The following is a 24,048-nucleotide window of genomic DNA, read 5'->3' as shown; positions in this document are numbered from 1 at the left end:
GCTCGTTTTTATTTTACTATCTGTTCTTAATCAGAAGCCATCCGTTGTAGATTCTTCCATCAGAAACTTTTATGGTATACCAGTAATTTCCTGTAGAAATAGGATGGGATTCATATCTTCCGTCCCACTGGAAAGGTTTATTTCTGATAATCTCTTTGTAGATTACAGCACCTCTTCTGTCATATAAACTTACCTCCGTTCCTGGATAATTTTCCAATCCTGCAATTCTCCATGTATCATTGATTCCATCACCGTTGGGACTGATTGCATTGGGTATATTGAAAATCGAGAAGTTCTTCTGCCCGATAATACAACCGGATTTTGTTCTCACATAAACGGTGTATTCTCCCATACTTAAATTGGTGAAAATATTGGAATCCTGCCATGTGAAATTATTTAAAGAAAATTCAAAGTTTCCGCTCTGAGAAAGAATAACGGTCGCTGTATTGTTCGTGATATTGACAGAAACAATATGTGCTAAAACAGAATAGCTTACCTGGGTAGAGCTTGTACTTTCACATCCGAAAACGTTGGTTACTTTAACAGTATATGTCCCTGGAGTAGATACTGTAATCGTTTGAGTGGTTGCTCCGGTACTCCATTCATAAGACTTAAATCCAGGGCCTGGATCTAAAACAACCGATTTTCCTTCACAGAAATCAAGCATATCAGGAAGCAGAACAATAGGTTTTGGATTAAGCGTAAGGTTTAATCTCACCACCTTAAAACATCCGTCAGGAGTTGAAACCCTTATGTGGATAAGGGTTGTCCCGACATTCAAAATATAAGCAGAAGGATTAGAAATAGGGTTTCCTGAAGTGTCAGTATAAGTGAAAATATAATTCCCTGGATTATTAATAATACTTGCTTCATATGAGTGAAGATTAACAACCATTGAATTAGCAGTACTTGTATTACATTGTACCTGCGTAATGTCTTTTGCGGGCACATTATTGGTAGATAAAGTTACTGTAATTGCCAGTTTTTCAGATTCACAGTTGTTAATTGTCTGGGTTACAAAGTACGTTTGTCCGCTTACAAGAGGAGCGGTCACCGGAATTATATTTCCTGCTGCATCATAGAATTTAAGGGATGTTCCTGTTACAATGATCTTTTCTACTGTAGGATTTGCAGAAGCACAGAAATCCTGATCTACATTTCCTGTTGGTTTAGGTGTGTTATTTACTGTTACCTGGATAGCTGATTTATTACTCTCACATCCATTAATAGTCTGAGAAGCATAATAGGTTTGCCCATTAATAAGAACAGTTGTTGCAGGTACAATATTTCCTGCCGCATCATACCATTTTATATTCTGACCTGTGATCTGGATGTCAGAGATTTTAGGATTATTGGTTGTGCAGAAAGTTTGTGGAGTGTTTCCTGTAGGGGTAGCACCTTGTATTGAAAATACTTTAAAAGGAGCTTTTTCACTTTCGCATTCCGTATTTTGTTCAGTAACATAATATTGAGCTCCTTCAATAATATAGGATGAGCTGCTAATTAAGTTGCCAGCTGCATCATAGAATCTAATATTTTGGTTATTATTAATGTTCAGTTGATACAAACTCATCTGATTAACGTTACTGCAAAAATAGAAGTCAATTACTGTAAGTTTGAGAGGTGCATTTTTAATGATCACTTTTACAGCTAATCTCTTGTTATTAAAAGGACAAGATTCATCCTGAACAGAAGCATAATAAATAATGTTGTTCTGTAAAGGAGTAGTGCTACTTAGAGGTGTAGTGGATATTAAAGAATCATACCAGGTTGTATAGGATGTATTAGGGTATAGATCATGTACTGTTGGATTGATTGATGAACAAAATGTTTGTATTTTATCTCCATCTGGAGTTCCGTTATAACATTTGCCAAACTTTTGAATAAAAGAGCTTATATCATTATTTGTATATTTTATTTCTTTAATATCCTGATCAGGATTAAAGTCCTGATATCCATCATAATTTCCGGCAAGAATCATATTTCCTTCATAATCTATACTTTGGTCAAAAGTATAAGAAGAGAAATCACTTTTATTGAATATTAGTTTACCATCATTTCTGAATTTTAAATAATATGTCTGAGCATCATTTGATAAATAACTGTAATTAAGCCCTAGGTCTATTCTTTTTACAATTTCTTCTGTATTATTATTTCCATTGATAACCTTAATCATATTATCAGCATAACGCACAAAGAAATTTATAGTATTGTCAGCATTGAGCTTAATAGAACGAAAGTCATAGCTTACGTCTCCTTTGATGAGGGAGTTCCATACTAAATGACCATTGGGGGTTATTTTATAGATCATTGTACGTCCATCAGCAGGAGCATTTATTGTGGTATTTGGAAAAGTAATATTTTGTGCATTGTAATAATTACTGGCAGTATAAATATTATTAGCGTTATCAATTTCAATCTTTGAGTTTGCAGTCCCAAGATAGGCACTTAAATAGGTTAATGGTTGATACCACGTGAAATTTCCGTTAGTATTGAATTTTGCCAAAAAACCCTGATTGTAATTAACACTGGTAGAAGGAAAAGAGTTATTATCTATTTTCAAATACGCTTCAAAGTTTCCAAGAATAATAATATTTTTGTTATGATCAGTTTTTACTGCATGTATTGATGGGGTATTGTGAGCATGGAGAGGGCGGGCCCATGAAAAAGCTCCAGCGGAAGTATTCTTCATAACAAATAAACCACTTGGAGGAGGCAGATAAAATACTGCATTAGGATTAGGATCCAAATCAGTAAGAAATTGTGGAGGGTAGTTTGTATAATTTCCTGTAGAGATGATATTGTTATCTAAATCAATGGTACAGGCCATATTATAAACATAATTATAAATATTCCCAAAGACAAAGTTTCCGTTAGTATCTAGCTTTACCATGAATGAACTACCGGAGTTAATCCCTGTATCAAAAATAGTCTCTGAGTTAGGGTTCAGTTTTAAATCATGCCCATCTGTATATCCTGTAAATACAAGATTGTCCTGTTTATCTACAACTAAGGAATTTAAGGATGATGAATATTTTGATCTGATTTCTTTTACCCAGATTACATTTTTGTTCTTGTCAAGTTTTGCAATAACAGCTCTTGAATCTTCATCTGCACTGCTGGTTTTTGTAATATTATCAAATGTAATGCTATTAATGCTGGGAAATGCAAAACGTCCATATCTTCCTCCAACATAAATATTTCCTTGAGAATCTGTATCACTAAAAGCAATATAATGCTGAGATTCTATAATAGAACTTTTGGTTTGAAAATGCCAAAGCAAATTTTGTGAAAATAGAAGTACCGCATTCAAAACCATGAACAGCGAAAGAATTTTCTTCATCAGTTATTAATTTTTGCGGCAAAGATATAAAAATAGCTTTCTCATTAAACATTAAGTAATAACAAACTTATGTGAACAAACATGATGCATGTCATGACAAATGTGTTTAATTTTTTTGTTTAACAATTTTGTCAAAAATAATTTTTACTATAAATTTGCACAAATTTGTTTAACAAAAATGTCAAATCAAGCAAAAAAAGACCAAACACAGGAATTGATCAAGGAGACAGCGAAGAATTTATTCTTTGTGAAAGGAAAGTTTGATGCTACTACGCAGGAGATTGCAGATGAAGCAGGAGTGAACAGAACCCTTATTAATTATTATTTCCGTTCAAGAGATAAGCTTATCCAGATCATCTTTGATGAAGCGCAAAGAGTAGAACAGGAAAAATCGAAGATCATTCAGAATTCAGCTCTTCCTTTTAAAGAAAAGATCAGCAAATTCATAGAAAGCAGTCTTTCCACAAGCCTTCAGTATCCGTATCTGGAAACGTATATCGTGTCACAGATCAATAAAGGAACCTGCCATCACAGAGAAATTGAGGAGGATATCCTGAACGATATGTACAAGGATATTGAAAAAGAAATGGAATTGGGAAATATTGAGAAAATGGCTCCGGTTCAGTTTATTCTGAATATGGTTTCATTGCTGGTATTTCCAAGTGCAATAAGACCATTATTTATGGAAAATCTTTTAATTAATGATGAAGAATATGATAAAATTATTTCTGAAAGAAAAGAGATTATTATCAATATGTTGTTCAAAAACTAAAAAAACTAAAGTATTTCTGAAAATGATTCGTCAAATAGAAATAAATAATGAATGAAAATTAAATAAAAAATAAACGAAGTATAAAATTATGAATAGAAAACGTATAACTGCTACAAAGCTAAAAATTGGGATAGCTTCAGCATTTATGATTTTCGGCTCAACACTGATGTCTGCCCAGCAGCAGGTTTCCCTGCAGGAAGCTATTAAACAGGCACTTCAAAATAAAGCAGAAGCTAAAAAAGCTGCTTTACAGGTGAAAAAAGCCGAATACAAGATTGATGAAGCCAGAGCCGGTGCCCTTCCTCAGGTCAGTGCTACGGCAGGTTTAACCTATAATCCGATTATTCAGGAATCTTTGCTGGAATTTGGAGGTGAGAAAATCAGAGCTCAGTTTGGGCAGCCTTGGGGTTCAACAGCTTCTGTACAACTTCAGCAGGCGATTTTTGATCAGAGAGTCTTTACAGGATTGAAAGCTGCAAAATCAACTAGAGAGTTCTATGTACTGAATGCTCAGTTAACCAATGAACAGATTATTGAAAATGTTGCAACAGCTTATTATCAGGTGTTCGTACAGGAGGAAAACCTTAAAACGGTAACAGCCAGCTATGCCAATACTGAAAAAGTAAGAAATGTTATTAAAAGTTTGGTTGATAACGGTTTGGCAAAAGCAATCGATTTGGACAGAACCAATGTTCAGCTCACCAATATCGGTTCCAACAAGCAGGCTTTAATCAACTCTGTTGAACTTTCAAAAAATGCCCTTAAGTTTTATATGGGAATCCCGATTTCTACAGACATCGAGCTTGAAGAAAAACAAATCGAACCAAAACCTGAGCTGATTGCGAGCAACGTAAATCTTAATGATCGTACAGAGCTTAAAGTTTTAAATAAAAACAGGGAACTTTTGGTTTTCAATAAAAAAGCGACTGAAGCTTATCTTTATCCATCAGTAAATCTTACGGCGAACTACGGATGGGGAGCTAACGGAGCCAAATTCCCATTGACCAATGGCCTTAGTAAAGGCGTTCTCTGGAGCGATTTTTCAGCAATTGGTTTGAATGTCAATATTCCTATTTTCACGGGTGGAGCTACCAAAGCGAAAATCAACCAGGCAGAAATAGATATTCAGGATCTTGATGTTGATATTGAAAACACTCAGCTGAGCTTAAGTTTAGATTATAAAAATGCCGTTACCAATATGGAAAATGCATTGATCAATCTCGAAAGCATGAAAGATAATGTAGGACTGGCAGAAAGAGTTCAGAAAAATACCCAGTCAAACTACCAGTATGGATTGGCAACACTTACGGAAGTGCTGGATTCTGAAAATGCTCTTACGCAGGCAAAACAGAACTATTCCAATGCATTGCTGGATTATAAACAGGCAGAGATCAAGCTGATAAAAGCTAAGGGTGAACTAAACACACTACAAAACTTATAATAAACTAAAATGAAAAAAACTTTAATATATATCATCGTAGCAGCTGTACTGGTTGGTTTAGCCGCTTACAAGATTGCCGGTAACAAAGAAAAACAGACGCAGGAAGTAAAAGAAGTTGCCAAGCAGGTAGATAAGATCAATGTTAATATTGTAACCGTTACAAGAGAAAATATTGATACAGACTACTCAGCCAACGGAACTTTTATTCCTAAGCAGGAAATGAACCAGTCTTCTGAAATATCAGGACGTATCGTAAGCGTTCTGGTAAAAGAGGGTTCAAGGGTAGGAGCAGGACAGGTTTTGGCAACGATCAAAAAAGATGCTATCGAAGTGGATGTTACCCAGGCTCAGAACAATCTACAGAATGCTATTATTGATAACCAACGCTATGAGAACGCATATAAAACAGGCGGAGTTACAAAACAACAGCTTGACAACTCAAGACTACAGCTGAAAAATGCTCAGGCTGCAGTAAGAGCACAAGGTGTAAAAGTAAATGATACAAGCATCCGTGCAGGAATCAGCGGTACCATCAACAAGAAAATGGTTGAGCCCGGAACGGTGGTTTCTCCTGGAACATCGATGTTTGAAATCGTTAATATCAACAGTCTGAAACTATCTGTTTTGGTAGATGAAAGCCAGATCGGAAAAATCCAGTTAGGTCAGGAAGTTCCGATTAAAGTAAATGTTCTTCCGGAAGATTCTTTCGTAGGTAGAATTACTTTCATCGCTCCTAAAAGTGATGCTTCTCTTAATTTCCCTGTTGAAATTGAAGTACAAAACAGAGGAAACCTTAAGGCTGGTATGTATGCAACGGCTAAATTCAGTACAAACAATGGCGCAGAAACTCAGAATATGCTGACCGTTCCTGCAGAAGCCTTTGTTAACGGAGTAAGCTCAGGACAATTATTCGTTGTCCAGAATGGTGTTGCTAAATTGATCAAAGTAACCATCGGAAAAGTTTACGGAGATAAAGTTCAGATTTTAAGCGGATTGAATGGAGGAGAGCAGGTGGTTACCAGCGGACAGATCAACCTGGACAACGGATCTAAAGTGAACATTATAAAGTAGCAGATCTATGAAGTTAGCAGAAATATCGATCAAAAGACCCTCGCTGGTAATTGTATTATTTACAATTCTGACGTTGGGAGGTATCCTGAGTTATACGCTCATGGGATACGAATTGATTCCAAAGTTTGAAACCAACATGGTAACCATTTCTACGGTCTATCCTGGAGCTTCGCCTGCAGAGGTGGAAACCTCCGTGACCCGAAAGATTGAAGATGCCGTAGGTTCTTTGGAAAACGTTAAAAAAGTAGAATCTTCTTCATACGAAAGCTTATCCGTAATCATGGTTCAGCTGAACGATGGAGCCGATGTAGACTACGCTTTAAATGATGCGCAGAGAAAGGTAAATGCGATTCTGGCAGACCTTCCGGAAGATGTAAAAGCACCGTCTCTGAACAAATTCTCCTTAGATGATTTACCGATTATCACGATGAGTATTTCATCGGATAAACTGAACAGTAAGGACCTTTATGACTTATTGGATAAAAAGATTGAACCTATTTTCTCCCGTGTAAATGGGGTAGCTCAGGTGGACCTTGTAGGTGGACAGGAGAGAGAGATTCAGGTAAATCTTGATGAGAAAAAATTACAGGGGTACGGACTTTCAATCGGAGACGTGCAACAGGCCATTCTTTCATCAAACTTAGATTTCCCTACAGGAAGTTTGAAAACGAGAACTACAAAATCTACGATCAGACTTTCAGGAAAGTATAAATCTACAGAGGAAATGAACAACCTTGTTGTTTCCAATAAAAATGGAGCTCAGGTACGTTTATCTGATATCGCAACAGTTTTCGACTCTCAGAAAGATGTTGAAAAAGTAGCGAGATTCAATCAGTTTCCTACGATTTTGATGCAGGTTAAGAAACAATCTGATGCCAATGCGGTAGCAGTATCTGAAAGTGTTCAGAAAACAATTAAAACAGTAGAAGAAGCTTATAAAGTTCAGGGAGTAAAAGTGAAAATCGTAAACGATACGACAGAATTTACCCTTGAATCAGCCAACCACGTTATTTTCGACTTATTTTTAGCGATTATCCTCGTGGCAATTGTAATGTTACTATTCCTTCACAGTATCAGAAACGCATTCATCGTAATGGTTTCTATCCCGGCTTCATTGGTGGCAGCGTTCATCGGAATGAACCTTATGGGATATACTTTGAACTTAATGAGTTTACTGGGACTATCCCTTGTGGTAGGTATCCTGGTGGATGACGCGATTGTAGTTCTGGAAAACATTTACCGTCACATGGAGATGGGGAAAAGTAAGATCAGAGCTGCGTATGACGGAGCTTCAGAGATCGGATTTACCGTTGCTGCGATTACCTTGGTAATTGTGGTGGTATTCTTACCGATTGCGATGAGTTCAGGTCTTGTAGCCAACATCCTGGCACAGTTCTGCGTCACGGTAGTTATTGCCACCTTGTTATCATTATTGGCTTCATTTACCATCATTCCTTGGTTATCATCAAGATTCGGTAAACTGGAACATTTAACAGGTAAAAACTGGTTTGAGAAATTCATTCTTTGGTTTGAAGGATTAATTGACAAGTTTACACACTGGATCACAGGAATTCTTGAATGGTGTCTGAAAACGACATTAAGAAGAATTTCAACTGTAGTGATTACATTTATTGTTTTAATCAGTTCATTCATGCTGGTAGCATTCGGGTTCATTGGAGGTGAGTTCTTCCCGCCAATTGACCGTGGTCAGTTCCTGGTACAAATGGAATTGTCAAAAGATGCAACCGTTGAAAAGACAAACCAATTAACATTAGATGTTGAGAAATTCTTAAGAAATGATAAAGATGTTGTAGATCTTATCACAACAGTAGGACAGCAGTCTACAGGTTTTGGTGGAGCTCAGGCAACTACTTACCAATCCGAGGTTCAGGTGAACTTAACAGATAAGTCTGAACGTTCTGAAAGTACCAATATCAAAGCTGCAAAAATAAAAAGACAGCTGGAAGAGAAATTCACAGGAGTTGAGTTTAAAACAGCTCCAATCGGTATCATGGGTGCTGAAAATGCTCCTATTGAAATGGTTGTAACCGCTCCGGATAACGCTACCGCGGTAAAAGAAGCAACAAGAATCCTTGAGCTGTTGAAAAAAGTTCCTGGAGCAGTAGATGCAGAATTGTCAACAGATACAGGTAGCCCGGAAGTTCAGGTAAGTATTGACAGAGATAAAATGTCTGCTTTAGGTTTAAACCTTTCAAGTGTAGGACAGACGATGCAGACCGCGTTCAACGGAAATACTGACGGAAAATTCAGAGCCGGAGAATATGAATATGACATCAATATCCGTTTCGGAGATGTGAACAGACAGTCTATTGATGACGTTAAAAACCTTATGTTTACAAACCCTCAGGGACAGCAGGTTCGTTTAAGCCAGTTTGCTAACGTGGAAATGGGTTCAGGACCAAGTTTGCTTGAACGTAGAGATAAGTCTCCTTCCGTAAAAGTAAGAGCGAAAGCTGTTGGTAGACCGGTAGGTGACGTAGCTAATGAGTGGGCAAACCAGTTCATGAACAGCACCAAAAAACCTGTAGGTGTAGATTACATCTGGAGTGGAGATATGGAAAACCAGCAGGAAGGTTTCGGTACGTTAGGAATTGCATTATTGGCTGCTATTGTATTGGTATACCTGGTAATGGTTTCACTATATGACAGTTTTGTATATCCTTTCGTGGTATTGTTCTCAATCCCGCTAGCGATGATCGGGGTAATGGTAATCCTTGCCTTAACTGCCAACTCACTGAACATCTTTACCATGTTAGGGATGATCATGTTGATTGGTCTGGTAGCGAAGAACGCGATCCTTATCGTTGACTTTACGAATGCAAGAAAAGCAGCCGGAGCAAACACGCACGATGCCTTGGTACAAGCCAACCACGCCCGTCTTCGTCCGATCCTGATGACTACCATTGCGATGATCTTCGGTATGTTACCGATCGCATTGGCAACAGGGGCCGGAGCTGAGATGAACAAAGGTCTTGCATGGGTAGTAATCGGTGGTTTGACATCATCACTATTCCTTACATTGATCATTGTACCGGTAGTATACTCTTTATTTGACTCCGTTCTAAGAAGAATGGGTAAAGATACTAAAGTAGACTATGAAGCTGAAATGAAAGCAGATTACGTACACAGAGAGCTAAATGAAGACGGATTTACTCCGAAGCATTTGGATAAATAAATTAAACCTTTAATTAACCGAAAGCGCCTCAGATCTTCTGAGGCGCTTTTTTGTTGATATTTGATGATTTAAAATTTAGTTATATAGGTTTTGGCTAAAGCCATTGTATGATTTTTATTATTGTAAATGGGCTAAAGCCCATTTCTATTGATGATTATTGTACATTAAGAAAATATTCAATAGGAGTGGGCTTTAGCCCGCTTAAATTTATAACAGCCAATATTGGCTTTAGCCAAAACATAACATCCGGTTTGGGCAACAAAAAAGCTTCCAGTAAAACTGGAAGCTCTTCTATATTGTTGTAGAAAAAATTAATCTGCCATAGCCTCTCCGGATTTTCTGTAAACGAAGTTTCCGTAGATATGTCTTCTTGCAAAACGGCTTGGTGAATCAGCATTGATCATTTTGATATAGGTATTTCTTGGAACCCCCATATATTCATACATATTTCCGTTTAAGTGCTGAACGGTTAAAATTGATTTCTCCAGATAGAAATCCTGAATATTAGATTTTGTAATGGTTTCAGTATATTCTTCTTTATATTTTTCCTGTGTTTCAGGATTAATACTTACCAAAAAGTGGTAGGCTTCAATCACAGACTTGCTTTTTTCTTCTGCTTCCTGTTTTCCTGCTTCATCATTAATGAATTTGTCAGGATGGGTATCTTTCATCACATTTCTGTAAATCGTCTTTAATTCTCTTAAAGTAACGTTTTTATCAACTCCAAGAAGTGTTCTGTGTTCACCAATTTTTTTCATATCTCTAATCCTTATTTTCGGGGTGCAAAATTAAGAAATTAAATCCATAAAATCATAACTTATTCATTATTAATTTATTTGAATGTTTTTTTGTATTGAATTTATAGTATGTAGAGGAAGGTAGAATGTGTAAAACTAACTTTTACAGCTAATTAAACTCTGAGTACAAATTTTTATTCAGTTTAAAATAAATAAATCCATTCTTGAAATCAATCACTGTATTGAACCTTTTTAAAAATTGATTACCAAAAAATCCCGCCATTTTTTCTGTAGAATCAATTCCTTCAGTAGAACCGGAAAGGGTAACCGGGAGATTATAAAGATACTTCTGAGCGAATTGAACAGCTGGGCAAAGAACAACAGGCATTTCATATACAGATCCATCGGAGCCTTGTGCTGTGGCTTTACCTATTGTTTTCATGGCTGTTACCAGAACATTCTTATTTGCAAAAGGAGAAGCAATCGTAAGTACATCATCCGCTCCGCTGTCGAGCCCAAAGAATCCTGAGTATTCTTTGTCATTGACCATGATAATGCTTTCTACAGCAGGGTAGTTGTCGATCATATGAAGTTTTACCTTTTCATATCCTGTTAAATCCATAAGCAGATCATCTTCGTCATAAAACCGGATTTCATTTCTATGATAATCTATTTCAATGAGTTTGCCCTTCATCAGATCCGTTCCGAAAACCCCGTCAAAATGAACAGATTCATAAGGAATAAGCGTAAATCGTATTTCTTTTTTCTCAATATTCCCAAACTGTATTGTGTTGTGGCTGCTGTAATCTACAGTATTTACTCCGTTGGAACCTCTGTTCTCAGACTTTCCGTCAATTTTCAGCGGAATCTTTTTCTTAGAATTACTATTAATGACAGAGCCATCTGCACCGGTATCAAAAAGGAACTTAATACTGTCCGTTTTATTGACTTTACAATATACATACACAGAATTGTTTTCCAGAAAAAACGGAAGAACAGAGATAGGTTTTTGAGCTGATGCTGCTATGCAAAGTAGCAACGTCAGGAAAGCAACAATGTATTTCATGGAATAGTTTTAGAAGTACGAAAATAGAGGTAACGAAGCCTTTCTCAAAGAAATCATAAGCCATTAACCCACTTTTAACCATTCCTTAACCGTTCTGTGAAACTTTACCAATAAAAAAACAACACTCAATCTGAGTGTTGCTATTCTATTTTTTAGGATTAAATCTTTCAAACTATTTAATAAGCCTACGGCTGATCACAAGTTCTCTTCAGCTTGGTGAAAATCTTATCAAAATCTTTATAAGAGGTCTCTTCATTATTACGCTTTTGTCTGAAACTGCTGTTGGCACAGTTGTGAAAACCCAGACCAATCATATCAATTAATGCATAATCTTCTTTTTGAGGGTCATTCATTTTGGCATCAAATCTTGCCATTACACCCTTTGGATCAGCATTATTTTTGCTTTTAAGTTCAGTATACGCTCTCCATGCTGCAAACATCTTTTCTCTGTCGGGAGAGGAGATAGCATCAATCTGTTCTCTGCAGGTATCGTAATATTTACTGTTTCTCAGTGTGGTGGGATCAGAATACGCAAGGATTTCTTCTTTATTAAGCTGATATTCATTCTCAAAAGAATCAATAGTTTCTTCCATTAATTTTTTCCATTGAGGAAGATCAATTACTTTAAGGCTGTACAGTTCCTTTTTCTTTTCTTCATACTGCTTTTCCAGTTCCTGTAAATACGTTTCTCTGTTTTTACGGATTTCTTCAAGCTGGGCAATTTTAAAAACAGGTTGGGTGTCAAATACCACGCCATTGAACTGATACAACAGTTTATTTACCCCGTCTATTTCTTCTTTTTTATATTTAGCCGAGTCAAAATACCCTTTATTGTCACAGTTAAAAGTCTGATAGCTGTAAGGGGTCAGATTGTTTGCTTTTGCAGGAGTTTTTTGCCCCCAAATAGTGATGGATAAGGCCAAAGCAAGCCCGATCATCATTTTTTTCATGTACATAACCTGTTGAAAGAATCCGAATTTTCTGAATTTCTATGCAAAATTAAGGCTTTAAATTCGAAATATAAAAGATTAAATAGATTTTCTCAATGGTTTTTGCAAATTTTATATGAATTTTATACTGACAATTTTGTATTTTAGAAATCCAGGAACATTAAATTCTAAAAAATGGATAGTAATAAACTGATACAGAGCTGTTTTTGTTAATAATAATTACTTACTTCAATAAGATTATAATCCGGATCACGGAAGTAAACTGATTTGATTTTTCCTACCGCTCCGGTTCTGTCTACAACCCCTTCAATGATTTCTATATTTTTCTGTCTGAGCTCTTCCATTATCTCATGAAGACCTGTCTCTGCAATGAAACAAAGATCAGCAGAGCCACAGGTTGGAGTCTCTGCTTTAGGCTCCAATTCATATCCTTTCTGATGCAGATTAATCTTTTGATTTCCAAAGATGAGTGCTTTTCTGTCCTCTCCAAAAGTAACGACTTCAAAGCCCATAACATGAGTGTAAAATGCAATAGTCTTTTCAATATCTGCCACCGTTAAAACAAGATGGTCAAGGCTTTTAATTTTCATACATTAATTTTTAGATAATAACGTTGATCAAAATTAAGGCTATTCAGAAGATCGTAGTCCTGTACTTGATTGTTTTTTTAGATTTAAAATAATAGATTTACACACATTAACACGAAACCATGATTTATTATTTTTTTCTTCTTTTTATTATTGCCGTTTTGGGAGGAATTTCTTATCTGATAATGCGTTTTTTCGGCAAATGGACCCGGAATACTCAATATGAAGCATTTTTTAATACTTTGATATTTATTGCATCATTTTTTCTGGTGTCATTTATCAGTCTTTTAATCTTCTTTTCTAACGTTGACTTTTCCAGGTAGTAATGATTCTTTTCTGAGAATCAGATAAGCTATAAAAAGATTGATAAAAAGGGCTGCCCAGACATTCAAACCATAAAAAAGTTGGTAGTCATGACGGGTTTCATTATAAAACAGATTTTTAACAATTCTGAACGTAATGGCTGTGGTGGTAACCGTATAGCTTAAGATCATATACATCCTGTGTCTGTTCACATTTCCCTTTTTGATAAAAAGTATGGCGGCAATAGTGAAATAAGCCCAAAGGATATCCTGTATCAGAAATCCTGTAATTCCGATAATACCACCATTGGAAAAAAGTCCCAGAACAAAGCATGCCGGAACATTGATAATAAGGATGTTGTAGACATATATTTTCCCAATTATCTTATGAAGGCTTTTATTTTCAGTCAAAAACCGATTTGAAAATTGGGTCAGACCTGCCAGAAGACAAAGCGTTATGGAAAAAATATGAATGTAGAAAAAAATCATCCAGTACGGATTATCCACAACCTGCTGCTTAAAAGCCAGAAATCCTATATTTTTTTCAAGAGAAGTATACTGGGAAATGGTTTTCAGCATCAGAATACTGAAAAGAATGACCAAAAATAAAGCACTTGCTTTAAAGATCTTTATTCCCAAAGACTTCATATGAGCTAAATTATTAATCTTCCAGCACGGCTCTGATCTGTTTTTCCAGATCTTCCATGTTTTCAAACTTTCTCAATTCCAGTGACTTTCCTGAAGATCTGAGCTCTTCAATAATATCAAGGATTAATTCTAAAGGTTCAGCTTCGTAGCCAAACAGATTGCTGTCGAAATTAGTTCCTACCAATAATCCGTCGATATTCATTCCCAGACACCAGTTTTCTACAAACTCGTTGAGAGGAATAGAAGAAGTCTCATAATGATTCCATTCGTTTTCTATGCATGATTTTGCTCTGGCAGCATCAGACCAGAAACAAATGATCTGTACCTCTTCACCGTCTTCATATTCTGACTCGTTGGAATACGAAGTAGCATAGCCTTTGCCATCTTTTAAAGCATATACTGTTTCTGTTTCAGTGATTTTTTTAATAAAGTCTTTATGGCGGTTCTCCACCGTAATATGATCTTGAAGCATTGTATTTAATTATGAATAATAAATTATGAATGGTAGCCTTATGAAATTTCACTCCTGTTGATATGAATAATTTCAGGATTTTGGCCATCTGAATCTCTTTTAGATCTGCCATAAAGTCCTATTTCAAGATCGTTTGGGGATTCACTGTCCAGTTCGGAAGGATGTACATACGTATACATACCATAACCATGTCCGGAAACCAGCCATCCTTCAGTAAGGTTTAAATGAATTACATTGAAATCTCCGGCAGGACCTCCGGAATAAACCGGACCGAATTCTTTCATTAATTGTAATGCTTTCTCTTTTACATCTCCGATAATACTGATGTCATCAAAAATAATATAAGTGCCATTTTCAAAAAGAACCCAATCCTGAAATTTGGGATTAATGGCAAGTTTCACATGTTCAATCATCTGTTAATAGTTTAAATATGAGTTATAAGTTAATGTTTTTATTAGATATGCAGTTTTCAATTATCAATCATCATTGATATCTTATTTCTACAGTATTCCTTTGATCCTCAAATGTTGCAGAAGCATGATGGTTTTTGCATCTTTGATTTCTCCTGTATCAATCATTTTCAGACTTTTTTCAAACGATAATTCCAGAACTTCGATATTTTCACCTTCTTCTTCCAATCCACCTCCGTCGTTGATTTTCATTTCATTTGAATACTCTGCAATGAAGAAATAAAGAATTTCCGTTACAGATCCGGGCGACATATAGGCTTCAAATATTTTCTCAACCTTGGAAATTTTATATCCGGTTTCTTCTTCTGTTTCCCTTTTGATACAGTCTTCCGGATTATCATTATCCAACAATCCTGCACAGGCTTCAATGAGCATGCCTGTAGAATTTCCGTTGATATAAGTAGGTAATCTGAATTGTCTGGTAAGAATAACGGTGTTTGAATCTGTATTGTAAAGAAGGATTACTGCACCGTTTCCGCGGTCATAGGCTTCTCTGCTTTGAGTTTCTGTAGTTCCGTCTTTTTTCAAAACAGAGTAGGTGACTTTGTTTAAAGTATACCAGTTATCTGAAAGGATTTCTGTGTTTAATAAGGTGATATTCGGGTTTTTCATGAGAATATTTTCTGTGTTATAATAAATAGGTGTTAAAATATTTTTCTAATTAATTTTTTCTCAATTTACTTCTTTAGTAAGTCTTTTAAAGCGTTCTCCAGATCCGGAAATTTAAAATGGAAACCTGCATCCTGAAGTTTCTTTGAGGAAGCTCTGGAACCTTCCAATATAGCAGTAGCCAGCTCTCCGAATAAGAGTTTCAGCACAAATCCGGGAACATTAGGCATAAATAGTGGTTTTTTAAGTACCTGGGCAATCTTTTTTGTAAGTTCTTTATTGGTGGCATGTTGTGGAGATACAGCATTATAAGCGCCATCTATTGCTGGGTTTTTTAAAGCAAATTCATAAATAGAGCAGATGTCTTCAATATGAACCCATGGCATATATTGCTGCCCGCTTCCCAGTGGAGAGCCAATATAATATTGAATAGGGGGGATCATTTTCTTTAATGCTCCGTCTTTTTCAGAAAGTACTACAGCAGTACGTATTTTCACAACTCTTTCTGCGAGATCCTGTTCCTTAAAATCGTCAGCAGCTCTTTCCCATAAGACAACCACTTCACTTAGAAAATCGTTGCCTGGTGGATCTGTTTCGGTATAAATTTTTTCTGAGGTTTCAGTACCATAAAAATTAATTCCGGAGGCTGAAATAAAAGACTTTAGCTTAATCTTGTTTTTTCTTAAAGTTGTTCGAAGTAATTCTGCAGAATCTACACGGCTGGAAATCAATTCTCTTTTTCTTTCCGAAGTCCAGCGCTTTTCTGAAATATTGGCACCTGCAAGATGAATGATATGAGAAACATTGTCAAGGGCTTTTTCATCTATAGTTTTTTTTTGGACATCCCATTCATAGTCATGATCATGCACTTTTTTTCGCGTCAGAAACCTGATTTCATATGCGTAACTTATTTTTTTTGCCAGTTCTTTGGCAATCATGCCGCTGGCACCGGTGATCAGAACAACTTCTTTCATAATATTATATTTGTGATGGGTAGGTTATGCCTGATTTTTTACTATCAGTACAAAATCATCATCCAGAAGTTTATACCCGTAATCATAAATGAATTTATATTCAGAGCCGTTTTTATAAACTTTCAGGTTGGTAAAATAATCGAAATCAAAACCTAAGCCATCCAGTCTGGATTTTGGGACTTTTGTTTTACCGTCGGTATTTATTTCCATCAGGATACGGTAATTTTTGCGAAGCTTGTTATTAACATTCCGCATCAGATTACTGGAATCCTTATTCTGCTTATTGTTATAGGCGTTCCGACAGGCATCGTTGCAGAATTTTTTATCTGATCTTCCGATGATTTTCTCGCCACATTCCAGACAATTCATGATTTTTATTTTAAGTGATGGTTGTGTCTTTTTTTCAGCAGCCTTTTGAACATGCTGTGGGTAGGATAGCTTCTGTTGGGTGTAATATTATTAAAAAATAATGCAACAATCAAAAGAATAATGCATCCGGAAAGAACAGGGGAGAGAACATACCAGTATCCCAATTCAGGAATTTTTCCTGTAGAACTTACCGCGATCAGCGCTGTAGCGCCACCTGGTGGATGTAATGTTTTCGTATACTGCATCAATACTATAGAAAATGATACTGCCAAAGGTGCCGAAAGCCAGATGATATCCGGAACAAACTGATAAACAGTAACACCTACCAATGCCGACAGAACATGTCCGCCGATAAGATTTCTCGGTTGTGCCAGAGGACTCTGTATTGCTCCATAAATAAGAACACTTGATGCTCCAAAAGAACCGATCAGAAATATGTTTTCCGTTTCTGTAAGTGAGTGAGACTGGATAAATGCAATAATCCCAATCCCAAAAAATGCGCCTAAAAATGACCAGAAATGTTCCTTGTAATCAACAAGCGTCTCCTTGTAGATCACATATTTTGAAACCCTGAATGTTCTTTTGATTGTCTTCTTCATTTACTCTTCTTTATTTTTTATAATTTGAATTAAGTTATCTACAAATGGACGGGTGTATATTCCGTTTTTATCATAATCAGGATCTAAAATGGTAATCTCTATTCCAAAGCACAAAGGGTTTGCGAACAAAGGTTCCAGCATTTCCCTGAGATCATCATAACTGATTCCGTCTTCCATCCTGCTGTCTACGGCGGGCATGAATTCATCTTTCAGAATATCTACATCAAAATGAATGAAAAACCCGTCTAACCCTTTATCATTCACCATTTTCAAAAAGTCTTCAGCCGTTTTTCTGAAACCATTTTGTCTCAGACGGTATAAATCAAAATAATGAATCTCGGAGTTGGTAATCTGGTCAACATATTGTTCATCATCAATTTCTGCATTCCCACAGCAAAAGATATTTTCTTCTGACAGATAAGGTTTTAAACCATCAATATCAGTTAGTTTTTCATGTCCGGTACCGGTAATGATGGCGAGATCCATTCCTGCCGCTCCTCCCGTTTCAGAAAGTTCGGGGGGGATGAAGTCTGTGTGCCCGTCAAGATAAAAAAGCCCGAAATCTCCCACTTTTTTCAGAGCCATTGCGTTTCCTATAAGAATGCTGCAATCGCCTCCAAGAATAATATTGAATGAATTCTTTTCGTAATTCCGGAGAATACAATCGGCCTGTTGTTTAGCATATTCGATAATCTGAACTGCATTTCTGACTTTTGATTCCTCATCAAAGTCCATAGAATATTCAGGAGCTTTCAGTCTGAAAACGTTGGCAGGATTAATTCTGCTATGAAAACCAAATTTTCTGAGCCATTCCGGAAGCTTCCGAACTCCGGGTTCTGTCTCATATTCCTTTTTGGTAAGTCCCAAATTGAGAGGAAACTCAAAAATATTGATGTTCCTTTTCATAGATGAATTTTCACAAAGATAAGGAATTATCCGTTTGTAAATGGATAATTGGGAAAATGCCAATCAGTATTACAATATATTTTACAGAAAAGGGATGGTTCATTAACTAAATGAATTTTTAGAACACGACGTCTATGTTTGTTTAATTTTCTGTGTTTTGGAAAATATAATATTCATCGGTATTTTAAAATAAATTATTACTCATAAAGTTATATTGTTGAATATAACTGTCTTATTTTCATATAAATAAATTAATTTTTATTTCACAATATTGTGTTTTTTTGTAATTTTGATATCAACATTCAAAAAAACAAACCATGAAAAAATCTAATTTATTACTCAGTTTTCTGTTTTGTCCTTTTATTTTTGGACAGGTAGGGATTAATACAACGTCTCCACAAGGAGTTCTAGACGTTACCTCAGCTAATTCAGCAGTTGTACTCTCCAGAAATGCCAATCCTCCAGCTAATGTAACTACACCCACTGCGGGAATGATCATCTATGATTCCACCAATAAAACTTTAAGATATTATAATGGAACCCAATGGAGTACCGTAATTTCTTCAGTAACATTAACAACAGCCAACGAAGGAGTCGTTAAATTAAATAGTGGAGCAGGTGTAAAGCCTTTCTTTGCATTCAAATCTTCAGGAGGAGTTCCTTTGATGACGTATCAGAATATTGTTTATCAGACACCGATGAACATTGTGACAGACTTTGCAGCACCACCTACCACCACATGGCCTGAAAATATTATCAATCCGGTGCCTGGAGATATATATGATCCGGCAACGGGACGATTTCTGGAAAACCCTATTGCCGGGCAAGTTCATATGTGGAGGGTTATTGTAAGTTATGCCAATAAGAATAATGGTTCTGTGGCCTTTGTAACAGTGAATCTTTCAAATCCTGTTCCTCCTTCAACATTCTCCATAGATCAGACCGCGGTAGCTCCTAATGGGGTAACCTCAGGAGATCTTGTTTTTTATCTTGTGAGTGTTGCCGATCCTTTATCTATTGGTAGCGGATATCTTATTAAAATAAAATCTGATACTTCATTGGATGCCACTATCAATAGTATAACTAGGATTTCTCAAGCTAAAGATTAATCTCATTATTAAGGAGGCAAAAAGCATTATTGAATGTGAAAAAATATAAGTTTCAATTTTATTTTTAGTTGCATGATTAAGTAGGAGGCGCTCAACAATTTTGTTGAGTGTCTTTTTTGTTGGATTTTTTTAGATGAAAGCCAGAACAGAAAATTTTCCATATAATTTAAAATTTATATTCTTATTTAATTACAATGAGAAATTGTATTTTATACATATTATATAACATTGCAATTTTTAAATGTGAATATTTTTTTAAAGAAGAACAAAAAATTATCATAGGTTTTATCTTATTAAATTTTTAATTCATTGGTGGGAATTAATGTCTTTTAATTCTTATAAATCCTATACAATAAAGAAATCTTTTTATTTTCATATCCGTTTACAAACGACTACAAATGGATTTAAATGGTTTATAACCGACTGTGAATAGAAACCATAGCAATCTTTGCAACAGAGATTTGAGAAAGCAGTGAACGTCTCTTATCTGAATTTATTAATCTTTAAAATATAAAAGTTATGTCACTAAGAAACAAAGTAACATTAATTGGTTACACAGGTAAAGAAGTTGAAATGGTAAACTTCGATAATGGAAACGTAAAAGCAAGTGTATCTTTAGCTACCAGCGATCACTACACGAATGCGAAAGGAGAAAAAGTAGAAGAAACACAATGGCACAATCTGATTGCCTTTGGGAAAACAGCAGAAATCTTTGAAAAGTATGTTACCAAAGGAAAAGAAATAGCTGTTGAAGGAAAACTTACCTACAGATCTTATGATGATAAGGATGGGGTTAAGCGGTATATCACGGAAATTCGTGTAGATGAAATCCTTTTACTAGGAGGAAAATAACTTTAAAAACACAAATGATGAGAGTGAAAATTTTTAAAATCAGGCTGCCTGAAGAATTTCTCTACAAAGATCAGAAGATGCTGGATGATTTTCTGGAAGGTAATGAGATCATGAAAGTAGAAACAGCTTTTGTGAGTGAAGAAAAATATTGGTCTGTAATATTGTATTTTGAAGACTTAAAATTGAAAAAAAATACAGTAAAAGAGCCTAAGGCAATTAAATATTCTGCAGAGAATGATCTTTTGAATACAGATGAAGAAAAGATTCTGGATGCTCTGAAACTCTGGAGATCAGAAAAAGCCAGAGAACAGAATCTGCCCACCTATTTCATTGCGAGTAATAAAGAATTGATATCTGTAGCCAAGTATAAACCTGCCAGGAAAGAGGAGTTGCTTGAAATCAAAGGGTTTGGAAAGCATAAGATTGAAAATTATGGCGAAGAAATTCTTGAAATTCTTGAAAGCGTATGATTTTTTGGAATAATTGATAATAGTAAAGGAAAAGCTGAGGGAAGTCTTTCTTCAGCTTTTTATACTATGTAAAATTCCTTTCAATTCCTTACTTTTGCATTTATCAAAATGACATACAACAAATGAAGCCAAGTTTAGCAAAAGGGACGAGAGATTTTACGGCACAGGAAGTTTCCAGAAGAAAATATATCATCAATATTTTACAGAATAATTTTGAATTATTTGGGTTTCAGCCTTTGGAAACTCCAAGTTTTGAAAACCTTTCTACATTGACAGGAAAATACGGAGAAGAAGGTGACCGCTTGATTTTTAAAATTTTAAATTCAAGTATCAATGAAGCGAAAGAAGAGAAAAAAACTCAGATGCTTCATGACTTTCAAAAAGCATTGGAAAAACCATTCAGTGCAGAGAGCCTTACAGATAAAGCTCTTCGTTATGACCTTACCGTACCTTTTGCAAGATTCGTAGCGATGAATCATGGTAAACTGACGTTTCCGTTCAAACGTTATCAGATCCAGCCGGTTTGGAGAGCAGACAGACCTCAGAAAGGAAGATTCAGAGAATTTTATCAGTGTGATGCTGATGTTGTAGGAAGTGAGAGTTTATTACAGGAAGTGGAGCTGGTTCAGTTGTATCTGAAGTCTTTTGCTGATCTGAAAGTTCCTGTAACCATTCATATGAACAACAGAAAGATTCTTTCCGGATTGGCAGAATATGCAGGAATCACAGATAAACTGATTGATTTTACTGTAGCATTGGATAAACTGGATAAAATTGGGAAAGACGGAGTTATAAAAGAGTTATTAGAAAGAGAAATCTCTCAGGAATCTATTGATAAACTGGATTTCTTATTCAGCCAGTCAGACGATGCTCTTGAAAACCTTCTTCAGTTGAAAGAAAAATTTGCAGGGAACGAAATCGGCCTGAAAGGAGTAGAAGAACTTGAATTTGTTCTTACACAATCTCTGAACCTTGGTGTTGATATTCAAAACCTGGTCTTCAATATTACCTTGGCAAGAGGCCTGGACTATTACACCGGAGCGATCTTCGAAGTGAAAGCAGATGAAGTTGCTATGGGGTCCATCGGAGGTGGCGGTAGATATGATAACCTTACTGAAGTTTTTGGAGTGAAAAATATTCCTGGAATAGGAATCTCATTCGGGTTAGACAGAATTTATCTTGTCATGGAAGAACTCAACCTTTTCCCTGAAGAAGCATCAGCCAAAATAGAATATCTGTTTGCTAACTTTGGAGGTGAAGGAATCACGGATGCATTAAAGCTGATCATGAAGCTAAGAGCTAAAGGGATTTCTGCAGAACTATACCCTGAAAATGCAAAGATCAACAAGCAGTTTACCTATGCAGAAAAGAAAGGCATAAAGAATCTGGTTTTCCTGGGTGAAGAAGAAATTAAAAATAATACCGTTACTTTTAAAGATATTGAAGCCGGAATACAGAAAACGGTTTCTTTAGAAGAGTTTTTAGGAGAATAATTTCTTAATTATATTAAAAACAGAACAACTGCAAAATTACTTTTGTGGTTGTTTTTTTTTTGATGGATATTGAGAATTTAAATACTTTTGAATAAAAAAGGAATGACTAATAATTGTGCGTTGTGTAATACAGAATTAACATCTATGGATACGCTTCTGGGAGCGAATTCGCTTTCGGATGGTAATGTTTTATGCAACAAATGTTTGAATAAAGTGAGCGATATCAATGATGAGTTGCTTTATAATCTTAATGCATTCAGCATTGACGATATCAATAATATGCTGAATACAGAAGCAGCTCAGACAGTCATGACGGTAGGAAAGACTCTTCCTGCAGCCATAGATTCCGGTTCTCATCAAATCTCAAAAGAGGTTTATAAGCGAAGACACCAAAAAATAAAGAATGAACTGGAAAGGCTTCATGCTAATCTCTCCGTCTTTACCAAAGGAGAAATCAAGGAACTTCCTTATTTTATCTCTGAAGAAGAACAGATCATTGCGATTACAGATGCTCAGTTTGTCAATACACTGGATGCCGGAGTATTGGTAGCAACGCCCAATAGGATGATTTCTGTATCAAAAGGCATGTTTGGTGCAGCAAAAATCAATATTTACTCTAATGAAACCATAAAGTTGTTGAGTTTTGTAACCCATCCTCGATCTCCCATTATTAAGCTGCATCTGGAAGAAAGAACAGTTGAGTTTGAATGCTATATGGATAAGGAAGATGCTGAGAAGTTCTATGATACAATAAAAAACATTTATAATAATCCACAGGAACAATCTTCAAAACAAATCGGTTCTGCAAAGAGAAGTGTTTCAGTTTCATCAGAAGAAATTTTTAATCAGCTTGAAAAGTTAGGAAAACTGAGAGAAAATGGAATCTTAACCGATGCAGAATTTACAGAGCAAAAAAAGAAATTATTGGAGCAACTAAAATAAAATTTTTAACACCAAAACATGAAGGATAAAGTATCTTCAAAAATCGTAGAAAGCTGGTTGAAAGGATGGTGCCTGTCAAGAGAAACATCTTTTCCTGTATCTTATAAATCCGGATTTCATGTGGTTGTAGGAGATGAAAAACAAAAAGAACGTTTTGTATTTCCTGAGCTTAATGACGATTTTTTTCAGCTTGCCAATTCAATTACCGAGCCCTGGATTTATCTGAAAGCATCTGTTCCCCCTGATCAAATTACAGATCAAATTCCTGAAAGGTGGAAATTGCAGCCGCAGGGATATATGATGACCTGTTTTCATCCAATGGAATTTCCGGATACAAGTCTTGCAGAAGGATACCATCTGGAATTTTCTGATTACAATACAACCTTTGTTATCACGATTGTGGCGGAGAATGGTGAGCAGGCTTCTATAGGACGTATCTCTCTTATAGATGATGTTGCTGTGTATGACAGGATTATTACCGAAAAAAGTCATCAAAGGAAAGGGCTTGCCCGTTTTTTATTGAAAGAACTGGAGAAGATCGCTTTATCCAAAGGTTTTTACAAGAATATTTTAGTGGCAACGGAAGAAGGAAAGCTGTTGTATGAAACCTTAGGCTGGAAGCTATACTGTTTGCATACTTCCATTGTAATACCATTAGAAGACTAATATT

Annotated in this window: 23 protein-coding genes; 10 read left to right on the top strand and 13 right to left on the bottom strand. The window is 35.8% G+C overall.

What is annotated here, in order from left to right; all coding sequences use genetic code 11:
* Window positions 1-16: 16 nt before the first annotated feature.
* Window positions 17-3,343 (bottom strand): T9SS type B sorting domain-containing protein, encoded by a 3,327-nt coding sequence (locus A1704_RS16080; protein WP_062675103.1) that lies wholly within the window; start codon window positions 3,341-3,343, stop codon window positions 17-19.
* Window positions 3,344-3,521: 178 nt separating this feature from the next.
* Between A1704_RS16080 and A1704_RS16075 the strand changes: the two genes are divergently transcribed.
* The 4 genes from A1704_RS16075 to A1704_RS16060 all read left to right on the top strand — a co-directional run bounded on the left by A1704_RS16075 (window position 3,522) and on the right by A1704_RS16060 (window position 9,823).
* On the top strand, window positions 3,522-4,115 hold the full coding sequence (locus A1704_RS16075; protein WP_062675102.1) for a TetR/AcrR family transcriptional regulator: 594 nt from the start codon (window positions 3,522-3,524) through the stop codon (window positions 4,113-4,115).
* 88 nt (window positions 4,116-4,203) lie between these two features.
* Window positions 4,204-5,556 (top strand): TolC family protein, encoded by a 1,353-nt coding sequence (locus tag A1704_RS16070; protein WP_062675101.1) that lies wholly within the window; start codon window positions 4,204-4,206, stop codon window positions 5,554-5,556.
* A 9-nt stretch (window positions 5,557-5,565) separates the two neighbouring features.
* Complete coding sequence (locus A1704_RS16065; protein WP_062675100.1) at window positions 5,566-6,627, top strand: efflux RND transporter periplasmic adaptor subunit; 1,062 nt, start codon at window positions 5,566-5,568, stop codon at window positions 6,625-6,627.
* A 7-nt stretch (window positions 6,628-6,634) separates the two neighbouring features.
* Window positions 6,635-9,823, top strand: a complete 3,189-nt coding sequence (locus A1704_RS16060; protein WP_062675099.1) for an efflux RND transporter permease subunit — start codon at window positions 6,635-6,637, stop codon at window positions 9,821-9,823.
* A 311-nt stretch (window positions 9,824-10,134) separates the two neighbouring features.
* Here A1704_RS16060 and A1704_RS16055 read toward each other — a convergent pair whose 3' ends face one another.
* The 12 genes from A1704_RS16055 to A1704_RS16000 all read right to left on the bottom strand — a co-directional run bounded on the left by A1704_RS16055 (window position 10,135) and on the right by A1704_RS16000 (window position 18,512).
* Window positions 10,135-10,581 (bottom strand): KTSC domain-containing protein, encoded by a 447-nt coding sequence (locus A1704_RS16055; RefSeq protein ID WP_047429652.1) that lies wholly within the window; start codon window positions 10,579-10,581, stop codon window positions 10,135-10,137.
* Window positions 10,582-10,729: 148 nt separating this feature from the next.
* Window positions 10,730-11,626, bottom strand: coding sequence for a retropepsin-like aspartic protease (locus A1704_RS16050; RefSeq protein WP_062675098.1), 897 nt, complete (start codon window positions 11,624-11,626; stop codon window positions 10,730-10,732).
* Window positions 11,627-11,811: 185 nt separating this feature from the next.
* Window positions 11,812-12,576, bottom strand: a complete 765-nt coding sequence (locus A1704_RS16045; protein WP_062675097.1) for a hypothetical protein — start codon at window positions 12,574-12,576, stop codon at window positions 11,812-11,814.
* A 209-nt stretch (window positions 12,577-12,785) separates the two neighbouring features.
* Window positions 12,786-13,166, bottom strand: coding sequence for a VOC family protein (locus A1704_RS16040; RefSeq protein WP_062675096.1), 381 nt, complete (start codon window positions 13,164-13,166; stop codon window positions 12,786-12,788).
* A 284-nt stretch (window positions 13,167-13,450) separates the two neighbouring features.
* The gene (locus A1704_RS16035) at window positions 13,451-14,113 is read right to left on the bottom strand and encodes a DUF2306 domain-containing protein (RefSeq protein WP_082798799.1); all 663 of its coding nucleotides are present in this window, start codon (window positions 14,111-14,113) and stop codon (window positions 13,451-13,453) included.
* Window positions 14,114-14,126: 13 nt separating this feature from the next.
* On the bottom strand, window positions 14,127-14,585 hold the full coding sequence (locus tag A1704_RS16030; protein ID WP_062675094.1) for a DUF2750 domain-containing protein: 459 nt from the start codon (window positions 14,583-14,585) through the stop codon (window positions 14,127-14,129).
* 38 nt (window positions 14,586-14,623) lie between these two features.
* Complete coding sequence (locus A1704_RS16025; protein ID WP_062675093.1) at window positions 14,624-14,998, bottom strand: hypothetical protein; 375 nt, start codon at window positions 14,996-14,998, stop codon at window positions 14,624-14,626.
* An 87-nt stretch (window positions 14,999-15,085) separates the two neighbouring features.
* Window positions 15,086-15,667, bottom strand: a complete 582-nt coding sequence (gene nudK / locus A1704_RS16020; RefSeq protein WP_062675092.1) for a GDP-mannose pyrophosphatase NudK — start codon at window positions 15,665-15,667, stop codon at window positions 15,086-15,088.
* A 65-nt stretch (window positions 15,668-15,732) separates the two neighbouring features.
* A complete protein-coding gene (locus A1704_RS16015; protein ID WP_062675091.1) occupies window positions 15,733-16,638 on the bottom strand; it encodes a TIGR01777 family oxidoreductase in 906 nt (301 codons plus the stop codon).
* A gap of 24 nt (window positions 16,639-16,662) precedes the next feature.
* On the bottom strand, window positions 16,663-17,007 hold the full coding sequence (locus A1704_RS16010) for a hypothetical protein (protein WP_062675090.1): 345 nt from the start codon (window positions 17,005-17,007) through the stop codon (window positions 16,663-16,665).
* Window positions 17,008-17,012: 5 nt separating this feature from the next.
* A complete protein-coding gene (locus A1704_RS16005) occupies window positions 17,013-17,606 on the bottom strand; it encodes an HPP family protein (RefSeq protein WP_062675089.1) in 594 nt (197 codons plus the stop codon).
* Entirely contained in the window at window positions 17,607-18,512 is a 906-nt protein-coding gene (locus A1704_RS16000) for an arginase family protein (protein WP_062675088.1), read from the bottom strand. It lies immediately after the preceding gene.
* Between the two features lie 317 nt (window positions 18,513-18,829).
* Between A1704_RS16000 and A1704_RS15995 the strand changes: the two genes are divergently transcribed.
* The 6 genes from A1704_RS15995 to A1704_RS15970 all read left to right on the top strand — a co-directional run bounded on the left by A1704_RS15995 (window position 18,830) and on the right by A1704_RS15970 (window position 24,044).
* Entirely contained in the window at window positions 18,830-19,621 is a 792-nt protein-coding gene (locus A1704_RS15995; RefSeq protein ID WP_062675087.1) for a hypothetical protein, read from the top strand.
* 519 nt (window positions 19,622-20,140) lie between these two features.
* On the top strand, window positions 20,141-20,473 hold the full coding sequence (locus A1704_RS15990) for a single-stranded DNA-binding protein (protein WP_062675086.1): 333 nt from the start codon (window positions 20,141-20,143) through the stop codon (window positions 20,471-20,473).
* A 14-nt stretch (window positions 20,474-20,487) separates the two neighbouring features.
* Window positions 20,488-20,943 (top strand): HRDC domain-containing protein, encoded by a 456-nt coding sequence (locus A1704_RS15985; RefSeq protein ID WP_238590629.1) that lies wholly within the window; start codon window positions 20,488-20,490, stop codon window positions 20,941-20,943.
* Window positions 20,944-21,065: 122 nt separating this feature from the next.
* Window positions 21,066-22,436 carry a histidine--tRNA ligase gene (gene hisS, locus A1704_RS15980; RefSeq protein ID WP_062675085.1) on the top strand — a complete coding sequence of 457 codons (1,371 nt, stop codon included), beginning with the start codon at window positions 21,066-21,068 and terminating at the stop codon, window positions 22,434-22,436.
* A gap of 102 nt (window positions 22,437-22,538) precedes the next feature.
* On the top strand, window positions 22,539-23,378 hold the full coding sequence (locus A1704_RS24825) for a PH domain-containing protein (protein ID WP_082798815.1): 840 nt from the start codon (window positions 22,539-22,541) through the stop codon (window positions 23,376-23,378).
* Window positions 23,379-23,396: 18 nt separating this feature from the next.
* Window positions 23,397-24,044, top strand: coding sequence for a GNAT family N-acetyltransferase (locus tag A1704_RS15970; protein WP_062675083.1), 648 nt, complete (start codon window positions 23,397-23,399; stop codon window positions 24,042-24,044).
* Window positions 24,045-24,048 lie beyond the last annotated feature (4 nt).

Source organism: Chryseobacterium cucumeris (assembly GCF_001593385.1).
GTDB lineage: Bacteria > Bacteroidota > Bacteroidia > Flavobacteriales > Weeksellaceae > Chryseobacterium > Chryseobacterium cucumeris.
This window is presented reverse-complemented; position numbering and strand designations above follow the sequence as displayed.